Below are 11836 nucleotides of genomic sequence, written 5' to 3'. Positions count from 1 at the left end.
GCCGTCATGCCCCCGCGCCGCCGCGACAGCTGTGGACGTCCGGTGAGCGGGGGCGGTGGGGCGCGCCCCGGCTCCCCGGGGGACGCCCGGTGCGCCGGACGGGGCAGGCGGCGTCCGGCGCCGGGCCGGATCAGGCCTGGTCAGTGGCCTGATCCGGGGTGGCGGACCCTAGATCACCAGGCTCAGCGCCGCCGCGACCACGAACCCGGCGACCGAGAGGACCGTCTCCAGGACCGTCCAGGTCTTGAGGGTGTCGCGCTCGGAGATGCCGAAGTACTTCGAGACCATCCAGAACCCGCCGTCGTTGACGTGGGAGGCGAAGATGGAGCCCGCCGAGATCGCCATGATGATCAGCGCGAGGTGGGCCTGCGACATGTCCTGGCCCTCGACGAGCGGGACGACGATGCCGGCGGTGGTGACGATGGCGACGGTCGCCGAGCCCTGCGCGACCCGCAGGACGACGGAGATCAGCCAGGCGAGCAGGATGACCGGCAGGCCGACGTCGTTGAAGGTGTCGGCGAGCGCGTCGGCGATACCGCTCCCCTTGAGTACGGCTCCGAAGATGCCGCCCGCGCCGACGACCAGCAGGATGTTGCCGACGGGCTTCAGCGAGGCCGTGGAGACCGATTCGAGGGACTTGCGGGACCAGCCGCGCCGGATGCCCAGCAGGTAGTAGGCGAGGAACAGCGCGATCGTCAGGGCGACGAACGGGTTGCCGAAGAACTCGATGACCGAACGCGGGGTGGACGGGTCCAGCGCGATGGAGGAGAACGTCGCCGCGAGGATGAGGATCAGCGGGGTGCCGATGATCGCGAGGACGGTGCCGAGCGCGACGGGCCGCTCGTGCGGGGTGACACCGGCGGCGCGCTGTTCGGCGACGACCGCGGCCTTGGACTCCTCCGCCGCCTCGACCATGTCCTGCGGTACGTCGACGAAGACGCGCTTGCCGATCCAGGCGGCGTAGCCCCAGGCGGCGAGGACGGACGGGATGCCGACGAGGGCGCCCATCAGGATGACCCAGCCCAGGGAGACGTTGAAGAGGCCGGCCGCGGCGACCGGGCCGGGGTGCGGCGGCAGGAACGCGTGGGTCATCGAGAGGCCGGCCAGCAGGGGCATCGCGTACAGGACGACCGACTTGCCCGAGCGCTTGGCGGCGGCGTAGACGATCGGCGCGAGGACGAAGATGCCGACGTCGAAGAAGACCGGGATGCCGAAGATGAGGCCGGTGAGGCCCATGGCGAGCGGGGCGCGCTTCTCACCGAAGAGGTTCAGCAGGCGGGCGCTCAGGACCTCCGCGCCGCCGGACACCTCCAGGATCGCGCCGAGCATCGTACCGAGGCCGATGATGATCGCGACGTGCCCGAGGATGCCGCCCATGCCGGACTCGATGACGGAGACGGCGGCTGACTTCTGGACCGTGCCGAAGAGTTCGGTGACGGAGAGACCGGCACCCAGGCCGACGGCTATGGACACGGCGAGCAGCGCGACGAAGGGCTGCAGCCTGACCTTGATGATCAGGAAGAGCAGGAGTGCGATCCCGAGGGCGGCGACGGTCAGCAGACCGGGCGTTCCGCCGATCAGGAGGAGCAGTCCACCGGTGTGGGGTGGCGCCTCGGGGGCGGGGGCGGCGGCGAGCAGCATGAGCGGTCAACTCCGTTGGTGACGGGGCCCTTCGGGCAGGGGGGAGCGCGGCACGGCGCCCCTCGGGGGGAGGGGTGGGGCGCCGTGCCGTGGGGCGGGCGGTTCAGGGGAGGCGGCTCACCGGTGGCGGATCGCCGGACCGGTCGGCCAGGTGCTCAGGTGATCAGCCGAGGACCGCGAGTGCGTCGATCTCGATGAGCAGGCCCTTGGGCAGGCCGACGTACACCGTCGTACGCGCGGAGGCGGGTGCCTTGAGGCCCTGCTCCTCGAAGTACTCGTTGTAGATGGCGTTCATCTCGGCGAAGTGGTCGACGTCCGTGAGGTAGACGCGCATCATCATCACGTCGTCCCAGCTCGCGCCGCCCTCCTCCAGGATCGCCTTGACGTTGGCGAAGGTCTGCAGGGTCTGCTCGCGCAGCGTCGGGCCGGCCGGCGTGGGCGCCTGTCCCTCCACGGCGGGGAGGAAGCCGACCTGACCGGCGACCTGGAGGATGTTCCCCTTCTTCACGCCGTGCGAGAACTTGGCGGGCGGGGCGGTGTGCGTGCTGGGGGTGAGGGCGGTCTTCTCGGTCATGGCGCTTCAGGCTTTCTTGGTGGGGGTGGTGCCGGAGTACTCCCGGCTGATCGTGTCCGCGGTGCGGCGCACCAGCGGGAGCAGGGTGAGGAGTTCCTCGGCCGTGACGACCACGTTCGGTGCGGACACCGACATGGCGGCGACGACCCGGCCGTCCGCGCCCCGGATGGGGGCGCCGACGCAGTTGATGGACTCCTCGTGGCCGCCGAGGTCGGTGGCCCAGCCCTGTTCGCGGACGACGGCGAGTTCCTTGAGGAAGGCGCCGGCGTTCGGGAGCGAACGGGACGTGTACATGGGGTAGTCGAGCCGTTCGGCGATGGCGCGCCGCTCGGGCTCGGTGAGGTCGGCGAGGAGCAGTTTGGCGACCGCCGCGACGGTGATCGCGACGGGTTTGCCGATCCGTGAGTACATCCGCACGGGGTAGCGGCTCTCGACCTTGTCGATGTAGAGGACCTCGTTCTCCTCGTACACGGCGAGGTGGACGGTGTGCCCGCACTGCTCGTTGAGCGCGACGAGGTGGCTGTGGGCGATCTCGCGTATGTCGAGGTTCTCGACGGCTTCCTGCGCGAGTGCGAAGAGCCGGGCGCCGAGGCGGTAGCGCTGGTCCTCCTGGCGGTAGACGAGTCCGTGCTCGTGGAGCGTGCGGAGCAGGCGCAGCGCCGTGGACTTGTGGACGCCGAGACGTATCGCGACCTGGCCGAGGTCGGCGGGGCCCTGGGCGAGCAGCGGCAGGATGCTCAGCGCGCGGTCGACGGTCTGGCTCATGTGACTCGTACCTCCTCGTTCGCCCCGGGGGCGGCTGTCCAGCCGGGGCCGAGACGAAGTGTGCCCCAGGCCTCGTCGTCGAGGGCGGCGAGCCGGTCGGCGTACGCGCGGGGCGGGGGGTCCGTGAGGTCACCGGGGACGGTGAGGACGGCGGCCGCCATGAGGTGGCCGTGCCGGGCGCGCTCGCGTACGGGCAGGTCGCGGAGGGTGGCGGAGAGGAACCCGGCGGCGAAGGCGTCTCCCGCGCCGACGGCGGCGACGACGTCGACGCGCAGGGAGGGCACGGTGGTGACGGTGTCCTCCGCCGTGCCGCCGCCCGTCCTCGCGAAGACCGTGACGCCGTCCGAGCCGCGCTTGACGACCAGGACGTCCGGTTCGGGCAGGACCGCGCGGATCGCCTCGGTGCCGTGCACGCCCCACGCCTCCTCCGCCTCGTCCTCGCCGACGAAGACCAGGTCGCAGCGGCGGGCGAGGGCGAGCAGGACCTCGGGGCCCGCCTCGCCGTCGCGCCACAGGCCGGGGCGGTGGTTGACGTCGAAGGAGACCAGCGGACGGCCGTCGCGGGGGGCGGTGAGGTCGTGGAGGAGCGCCAGGCAGTCGGCGGAGAGCGCGGCCGTGATGCCGGACAGGTGCAGGATCCGGGTGGCGAGGAGGTCCTCGTAGGGGACGTTGTCCGGGGACATCGCGGAGGCCGCGGAACCGGCCCGGTAGTACGCCACCTCGTGGGTGTCGGTGGCCCGGTCCGCCGCCGTGCGGAAGTAGACGCCGGTGGGGCGGCCCGGGTCGCGTCGCACGGCGGAGGTGTCGACGCCGTAGCCGGCGATCGTGGCGACGAGGTGGTCGCCGAAGCCGTCCGCGCCGACCCGGCCGACCCATCTGGCGCGGTGGCCCCCGGCGGCGAGCGCGCAGGCGACGTTGGACTCGGCACCGCCGATGCCCCGGCCGAAGGAGGGGACGTCGGCGAGGCGGCCCGGCTGTGAGGGCAGGAACGTCACCATGGACTCACCGAGGCAGACGACGTCCGCGGTGGCTGTCCTGGCTGCGTGTCCGGGCACTCTGGGCTCCTCATGGTCGGCCGTGGGCGCCGGTGCTCACCATTGACCCGGCATCGGCTCGGATGTTAGACAGCGTTAAGCGATATGCGCAATGGCCGTTGCAGATGCTGCAACGAGCATGTTTCCGAGGAGGACCCCTTGGCCGCCCAGCAGCCCGCTGACCAGCCCGTGACGGCACTCGCCGGTGAAGTGGTCGACCACCGCTTCAAGGCGCTGCCGCCCGATGCGGAGGGGCTGACCGTCGGCGCCCTGGCGGCCGAGCGCCGCAATCTCTTCACCGGCGGCTTCACCACCCCCGTCCTGGCCCTGTCCGCCGAGTCGGTCGAGGCCAATCTCGCCCTGCTGGAGACGTACGCGGAGCGGCACGGCCTGGCCTTCGCGCCCCACGGCAAGACGTCGATGTCACCGCAGCTCTTCGCCCGCCAGCTGGAGTACGGCGCCTGGGGCATCACCGCGGCGGTCCCCCACCAGGCCCGGGTGTACCGCGCCTACGGCATCCGGCGGATCTTCCTCGCCAACGAACTCGTCGACGCCGTGGCGCTGCGCTGGCTGGCCGGTGAGCTGGACGCCGACCCGGACTTCGTCTTCGCCTGCTACGTGGACTCCGTGCGCGGCGTCGAGCTGATGGACGAGGCACTGCGCGCCGCCGGTGCCGTCCGCCCCGTGGACGTCGTGGTGGAGCTGGGGGCCGGTCAGGCCGCGCGCACCGGTGCCCGTACGGAGGCGGACTGCGCGGCGGTCGCCGACGCGGTGGCCGCCACGTCCACCCTGCGCCTGGTGGGCGTCGCGGGTTACGAGGGCGAGGTACCGGACGCGTCCCCCGAGCTGGTGCGGCAGTGGCTGCGCCGGCTCGTCGCCCTGGCCGCGGACCTCGACGCCGCCGGGCGCTTCCCCGCGCTGGCCGACGGTGAGGAGATCCTGGTCAGCGCGGGCGGCAGCGCGTGGTTCGACGCGGTCGCCGATGTCTTCGCCGAGATCCCCGCGATGAGCCGGCCCGTACTCAAGCTGCTGCGTTCCGGGGCGTACGTCAGCCACGACGACGGCCACTACCGCCATCTCACCCCCTTCAACCGCATCCCGGAGGAGGGCGCGCTCCAGCCCGCCTTCCGCCTCTGGGCCCAGGTCGTCTCCCGTCCCACCCCCGGGCAGGCCTTCGTCAACGCGGGCAAGCGCGACGCCGCCTATGACCTGGACCTCCCCGAGGCGCAGGTCGTCCGCTCCGCACGCGACGGCTCGGTACGGCCCGCCACCGGCATCACCGTCAGCGGGCTGTCCGACCAGCACGGCTGGGTGCGCACCGAGGCGGGCGCCGAACTGGAGGTCGGCGACTGGATCGGGATGGGCCTCTCGCACCCCTGCACGTCCTTCGACAAGTGGCAGCTGATCCCGCTGGTCGAGGCGGACGGCACCGTCACCGACTACATCCGCACCTTCTTCTGAGCACGGCGGAAAGCCCCCACCCCGAAAGGCGACCTCCCATGGACCTGGTCATCCGCGACGCCCGCGTCGCCGACGGCACCGGTGCCCCCTCCTACCGTGCCGACGTGGGCATCACGGACGGCCGGATCACCGAGATCCGCAGCGAGGGCGACGGCCCCCGCCCCACCGCCGCCCGCACTCTGGACGCGGACGGCCTCGCGCTCTCGCCGGGCTTCATCGACATGCACGCGCACAGCGACCTCGCCCTGCTGCGCGACCCCGACCACAGCGCGAAGGCCGCCCAGGGCGTCACCCTGGAGGTCCTCGGCCAGGACGGCCTCTCCTACGCCCCCGCCGACGACCGCACGCTCGCCGAGGTCCGCCGCTCCATAGCCGGCTGGAACGGTGACGGCGGCGACATCGACTTCGACTGGCGCACCGTCGGCGGCTACCTGGACCGCCTCGACCGCAACTTCGGCGGCCAGGGCATCGCTGTGAACGCCGCCTACCTCGTCCCGCAGGGCACGGTCCGGATGCTCGCCGTCGGCTGGGACGACCGCCCCGCCACCGACGCCGAGCTGGACCGCATGAGGGAGCTGGTCGCCCAGGGCATGGCCGAGGGCGCGGTCGGCATGTCCTCGGGCCTGACGTACACGCCCGGGATGTACGCGAAGGACGCCGAACTCACCGAGCTGTGCCGGGTCGTGGCGGCGCACGACGGCTACTACTGCCCGCACCACCGCTCGTACGGCGCGGGGGCCCTCGCCGCGTACGAGGAGATGGTGCGGCTCACCCGCGACGCGGGCTGCGCCCTCCATCTCGCGCACGCCACCATGAACTTCGGTGTGAACGAGGGCAGGGCCCCCGAGCTCCTCGCCCTCCTGGACGACGCCCTCGCCACCGGCGCGGACATCTCCCTGGACACCTATCCGTACACCCCCGGCTGCACGACCCTGGTGGCGATGCTGCCCAGCTGGGCGAGCGAGGGCGGCCCCGAGTCGGTCATGACCCGGCTCGCGGACCGGGAGACGGCGGAGCGTATCCGCCACCACATGGAGGTCGTCGGCTCCGACGGCTGCCACGGCGTCCCGATCGAGTGGGACACGATCGAGATCTCCGGCGTCGGCTCACCCGCGCTGGCGGACCACGTCGGCCGTACGGTGGCCGAGTCCGCCCGGCTGCGCGGCGAGGAACCCTGGGTGACGGCCCGCCGGCTGCTCGTCGAGGACCGGCTGGGCACGACGATCCTCCAGCACGTCGGCCACGAGGAGAACGTCCGGCAGATCATGCGCCACCGGGTCCACACCGGTGGCAGCGACGGCATCCTCCAGGGCGACAAGCCGCACCCCCGCGCGTACGGCACTTTCCCCCAGTACCTCGGGCGGTACGTACGGGAGCTGGGCATCCTCTCCCTGGAGGAGTGCGTCGCCCACCTCACCTCCCGCCCGGCAGCCCGCCTGCGCCTGCCGGACCGCGGGTACGTCCGCGAGGGCTACCGCGCGGACCTGGTCCTCTTCGACCCGGCCACCGTGGCGGCCGGATCGACCTTCGAGGAGCCGCGCACCCTGCCGGTGGGCGTCCCGCACGTCCTGATCGACGGCCGCTTCGTCATCGAGGACGGCAGGCGGACGTCCGCCCTGGCGGGCCGGGCCGTGCGGGGCGGCGGCCGGCGGGCGGCCTGACGCCGCCCCGACGCCCGGGCGGGTCCCGCCCGCTGTCGTGCCGTCAGGGGCTGTGGGGAACCACTGAGGTGTCTGCGTAGTGTCGGGGTATGACACTCGACCTCGACGCCTACTTCGCCCGCATCGGCTGGTCCGGGGAGCGCCGCCCCACCGTGGAGGTGCTGCGGTCCGTGCACCGCGCCCACATGCTGGGCATCCCGTTCGAGAATCTGGAGCCCGTCCTCGGCAGCGCCCCGTCGCTCGCGCTCCCCGACCTGGAGAAGAAGCTCGTCCGCAGTGAGCGCGGCGGGTACTGCTACGAGCACAACACCCTCCTCGCCGCCGCCCTGACCCAGCTCGGGTTCCGGGTGACACTGCTGACGGCGCGGGTGGTGCTGGGCGCCGCGCCCGGTGACGTCAGGCCCCGCACGCACATGCTGATGCGGGTGGACGTGGAGGGCGGGTCCACCCCCTGGCTGGCGGACGTCGGCTTCGGCGCGCACGGCGCGCTGCTGGAGCCGATCCCGTTGGCGGTGGACGCCGAGCTGCTCGACACCCCGCGCCGCCACCGGCTCGTGCACGCCCCGCACGACGGGCCGCTGGAGATGTGGGAGCTCCAGGCGGACAAGGGCGGCTACTGGGAGCCGCAGTACGAGTTCACCCTGGAACCGTTCGAGGCCCCGGACTACGAGGTCATCAACTGGCACATCGCGACCCACCCGCGCTCGCCGTTCCGCCAGGCGGTGTACGCGCAGCGGACCCTGCCGGGCCTGCACCGGGCCCTGTCCGGCCGGACGCTGGTGGAGACCGCCGACGACGGCACGGTCGAGGAACGGGAGCTGGGCGACTCCGCGGAGGTGCTGCGCGTGCTGGCCGAGGACTTCGGCGTACGGCTGCCCGAGGGGACCGTGCTGCCCGGCTGAGCGACGGGCCGGTACGGGGCGCGCCGGCGCCGTCAGCCACGCGTGGCGCATCTCACCCGGCCCCGCGCTCACGCCCGCTTTCCAAGCCGCGGCGCCGCCCCGACCGGCCGTTCCCACGGTGCGCGGCCGGGGCGGCATGCCGATGGAAGACCCGGCGCTCCCTCGCACGGCCCCGGAGGGAGCAACGGGTACGCGAACGGGGCGCACCGCGCGAAACGCGGTCGTAAGCTCGCAGACATGCAGGTCATCCAGTCCACGAAGCTGTCCGGCGTCTGTTACGAAATCCGCGGCCCCGTGCTCGAGGAAGCGATGCGGCTCGAAGCCGCAGGTCATCGCATCCTCAAGCTCAACACGGGCAACCCCGCGGCGTTCGGTTTCGAGTGCCCCCCGGAGATCCTCGAGGACATCCTGCGCAACCTCTCGGGCGCGCACGGCTACGGCGACGCGAAGGGCCTGCTGTCCGCGCGCCGCGCGGTCATGCAGCACTACCAGACCAAGGGGATCGACCTCGACGTCGAGGACGTCTACCTCGGCAACGGCGTCTCCGAGCTGATCCAGATGTCGATGCAGGCCCTGCTCGACGACGGTGACGAGGTACTCGTCCCCGCCCCGGACTACCCGCTGTGGACGGCCTCCGTCTCGCTGGCCGGCGGCACGGCCGTGCACTACCGGTGCGACGAGCAGGCCGACTGGATGCCCGACCTCGCCGACATCGAGCGGAGGATCACCGACCGCACCAAGGCGCTGGTGATCATCAATCCGAACAATCCGACCGGCGCCGTCTACGACGACGAGATGCTGCGCGGCCTCACCGAGATCGCCCGCCGCCACAACCTGGTCGTCTGCTCCGACGAGATCTACGACCGGATCCTCTACGACGGCGCGACGCACACCCCGACCGCCGCCATCGCCCCGGATCTGATGGTGCTCACCTTCAACGGGCTCTCGAAGAACTACCGGATCGCGGGATACCGGTCCGGCTGGATGGCGGTCTGCGGACCGAAGGCCCACGCCTCCTCCTACATCGAGGGCCTGACCATCCTCGCCAACATGCGCCTGTGCGCCAACATGCCGGCGCAGCACGCCGTCGCCACCGCCCTCGGCGGCCGTCAGTCGATCAACGAACTGGTGCTGCCGGGCGGGCGCATCCTGGAGCAGCGGGACGTGGCCTACGACCTGCTGACGCAGATCCCCGGGGTGACCTGCGTGAAGCCGAAGGGGGCGCTGTACCTCTTCCCGAGGCTCGACCCCAAGGTGTTCAAGATCAAGGACGACCGGCAGATGGTCCTCGACCTGCTGCGTGCCGAGAAGATCATGGTGGTGCAGGGCACGGGCTTCAACTGGCCGGAGCCCGACCACTTCCGGGTGGTCACGCTGCCGCCCGCGAAGGATCTCACCGACGCGGTGACCCGTATCGGGAACTTCCTGGACGGTTACAGCCAGCCCTGACGGCTCCGCCGGACAGCAGGACCGGACCCGACACAACTTTAGACAGAATCCAATGTAGGATGGCCTTACTGCAACGCCAGGAGGCCACCCATGTACGAGCCGATCCGCACCAAGTCGGTCCACACATCGGCCGACGACGCCGATTTCCCGCACCGCAGCCGCGAGGAAGAACTGGACATCCAGCTCGCCGGCCATCTCGCGGCGCTGCTCGCCGTCACCGACGAGCTGGGGCTCACCGCCGAGGGTGACCGCGTCGCCGCCCAGGTGGCGCGGCTGCGCGGCGCACCGCCCGCCCGGCACGCCGGACGGAGCGACGTGCCTCCGGCCGCCCTGCACCGCCGCGCCCACACCCTCGCCGGCCGGGCGCTCGTGGTGGCGGCGTCCCGCGCCGACACCGCCGTGGCGATCCTGGCGGCCCAGGCCATGGACGTCCATGCCGCGGCCCTGTCCGCGCCGGCCGCCCTGGTCGGCGCCCCCTGACGGCCCCGGTCCACGGGTCGCGAAGACGCGTGGACCGGGTGCCACACACACGAGCCGGGTGCGGTCCGCACCCGGCTCGGGCGCGCACGGACTACGCCGCGGGGCGGACCCGTACCGTGGCCGACGCGGTCGACGCGCTGTGCAGGTCGTCCCCCGCGTACGCGACCGTGTAGACGACCTCGCCCCGGACCGAGGCCAGGTCGTTGATCCGGAAGGTGCCGTCCGCGGCGACCGCCGCCGACGTGAGCGCGCCGGTGCCCCGCCTGTCCGTGCGCTGCACGGACAGGGTGATGCCCGCGGGCAGCGCCCGGCCCTGTCCGGTCAGGGTGCCGGTGATCTCCAGCCCCTGGTTCCTCGTCGCCTCCGCCGGAGCCGTGAGCGCGATGGCCGTCGGGGCCTTGGCGACCGTGACCTGGAGCGTGACGTCCTCGGCGGGGCGGTGGGTCACGTCACCCAGGAAGGACAGGGTGTACGTGGACCCGCCGACCAGTGAGGGGACGTCGAGGACCGTGAAGGTGCCGTCGGCGTCCACTTCCACGGCCGCCAGCCTCCGGTCCCCGTTGGCGTCATGACGCGTCGCGGAGACCTTGACCGGCTCCGCCGGGGCGGGGCCGTCGAGTTCGAGCCGGCCACGGATGCCGAGCGGCTCGCCGACGACCGGGGTGCCCGGGGTGGTGGACGGCGTGCCCGTGAAGCGGGAGTCGTACTGGGCGGCGGGGGGCTGGATCACGTGCAGCCAGTAGGCGGACCCGGAGGCGTTGGTGGTCACGGCGAAGAGCCGGGAGCCGTCCCCGGACCACCCGAGGCCTCGCGGGGTGACGCGGGAGCCGTCCAGCTCGCCTTCGAACGCGAACTCCAGCGCCGTGGTGCCCTCCGCCGGATCGGCCTTCTGGATCAGGAGGTCGGCCGTGGACCCGGAGGCCGCGGCGCCCCGCGCGATGTACTTCCCGTCCCCGCTGAACGCGACGGCCGACGCCTTCGCGCCCTCCGGCAGCGGCTGGTACGGCGCCGGGGCGTCGGACAGGTCCGCGGTGTCCAGCAGCCGGGTGCCGTGCGCGGCGTCGGCGACGGCCAGCCGGCTGCCGTCGGAGGACAGGGCCAGGTCCTTCAGGTCGAGCGCGCCGTCGCCCGCGCTGTCGGCGAACCGGCGCTGCGGTCCGCGCACGAGCGTGTCGCCGCTGCTGTCGAAGACGGTCAGATAGGGGTCGGTGCCGCCCGGAGTCAGCGTCTGCCCCATGGCGAGCAGGTCCGGGGCCTGGGGCGTGGTCGCGAACTGGAGCCTGCCGGCGCCCTCCCAGCCGGTGTAGGAGAGCAGGCCGTTCGCGCTCCCGTACAGATAGCTCTGACGCTCGTCGCACAGGGTGGTGTATCCGATGTCGGTGTGCCACACCTTGCCACCCGCGTAGGCGACCTGGCGCCCGCACTGCCCCGACCAGTTGGTCCCCGTGTGGGTCGTCTTCCCGAACGTCCCGGTGTCGTACGCGGAGATCCGGTTCATCTCGGAGACGTACAGCTTCGACCCGTCGTGCGCGAGGGCCATGCCGCCGACGGAGCCGTACGTACTGGGCAGTTCACCGACCTTCTGGCCCTGGAAGTTGTAGACGTGCACCGACGTCTTCACCGTCGTGGACCGTGTGTCGTCACTGACGTAGACCCGCTCGTGCGCGGAGTCCACGACCATGGACGAGAACGACGAGATGGGCAGCTTCGCCACGTCGTCGTCCGCCGCGTGGGCAGCCGGCGCGGAGAGCACGGTGAGTCCCGCGCCTCCGAGCGTGAGCGCGAGGAGTGTCGCGAGGCCGCGCTTCCTCTGTCCTGTCCTGTTCAACTGGTTCCCCCACAGAAGAGTTGACGGCGCCTGACGTCCTC

The 11836-nt window shown here is 72.2% G+C and carries 10 protein-coding genes; 5 read left to right on the top strand and 5 right to left on the bottom strand.

The features are described 5' to 3' along the window. Nucleotides 1-168: 168 nt before the first annotated feature. From ACHFIV_RS03435 to ACHFIV_RS03420, 4 genes are all read right to left on the bottom strand, one after another. The gene (locus ACHFIV_RS03435) at nt 169-1641 is read right to left on the bottom strand and encodes a GntP family permease (RefSeq protein ID WP_398963234.1); all 1473 of its coding nucleotides are present in this window, start codon (nt 1639-1641) and stop codon (nt 169-171) included. A gap of 163 nt (nt 1642-1804) precedes the next feature. Continuing rightward, nucleotides 1805-2215, bottom strand: coding sequence for a RidA family protein (locus ACHFIV_RS03430; RefSeq protein ID WP_033297919.1), 411 nt, complete (start codon nt 2213-2215; stop codon nt 1805-1807). 6 nt (nt 2216-2221) lie between these two features. Then, complete coding sequence (locus ACHFIV_RS03425) at nt 2222-2980, bottom strand: IclR family transcriptional regulator (protein WP_398963230.1); 759 nt, start codon at nt 2978-2980, stop codon at nt 2222-2224. After that, a complete protein-coding gene (locus ACHFIV_RS03420) occupies nt 2977-4035 on the bottom strand; it encodes a sugar kinase (RefSeq protein ID WP_398963227.1) in 1059 nt (352 codons plus the stop codon). The genes ACHFIV_RS03425 and ACHFIV_RS03420 overlap by 4 nt, the downstream gene beginning before the upstream one ends. 138 nt (nt 4036-4173) lie before the next feature. Here ACHFIV_RS03420 and ACHFIV_RS03415 point away from each other — a divergent pair, with 138 nt between their 5' ends. The 5 genes from ACHFIV_RS03415 (at nt 4174) to ACHFIV_RS03395 (ending at nt 9967) form a co-directional block, all read left to right on the top strand. Beyond that, nucleotides 4174-5475, top strand: coding sequence for an alanine racemase (locus tag ACHFIV_RS03415; protein ID WP_398963225.1), 1302 nt, complete (start codon nt 4174-4176; stop codon nt 5473-5475). 38 nt (nt 5476-5513) lie between these two features. Continuing rightward, on the top strand, nt 5514-7136 hold the full coding sequence (locus tag ACHFIV_RS03410; protein WP_398963223.1) for an amidohydrolase family protein: 1623 nt from the start codon (nt 5514-5516) through the stop codon (nt 7134-7136). An 89-nt stretch (nt 7137-7225) separates the two neighbouring features. Continuing rightward, entirely contained in the window at nt 7226-8038 is an 813-nt protein-coding gene (locus ACHFIV_RS03405; protein WP_398963220.1) for an arylamine N-acetyltransferase, read from the top strand. A 237-nt stretch (nt 8039-8275) separates the two neighbouring features. Further along, a complete protein-coding gene (locus tag ACHFIV_RS03400; protein ID WP_398963217.1) occupies nt 8276-9487 on the top strand; it encodes a pyridoxal phosphate-dependent aminotransferase in 1212 nt (403 codons plus the stop codon). A gap of 90 nt (nt 9488-9577) precedes the next feature. Further along, complete coding sequence (locus ACHFIV_RS03395; RefSeq protein WP_398963214.1) at nt 9578-9967, top strand: SCO4983 family protein; 390 nt, start codon at nt 9578-9580, stop codon at nt 9965-9967. Nucleotides 9968-10058: 91 nt separating this feature from the next. Here ACHFIV_RS03395 and ACHFIV_RS03390 read toward each other — a convergent pair whose 3' ends face one another. Next, entirely contained in the window at nt 10059-11795 is a 1737-nt protein-coding gene (locus tag ACHFIV_RS03390) for an Ig-like domain repeat protein (RefSeq protein ID WP_398963211.1), read from the bottom strand. Nucleotides 11796-11836 lie beyond the last annotated feature (41 nt).

This window comes from Streptomyces sp. ALB3 (assembly GCF_044385685.1).
Classification (GTDB): domain Bacteria; phylum Actinomycetota; class Actinomycetes; order Streptomycetales; family Streptomycetaceae; genus Streptomyces.
The sequence above is the reverse complement of the archived record's forward strand: the minus strand, read 5'-3'. Positions and strand labels throughout refer to the sequence as shown.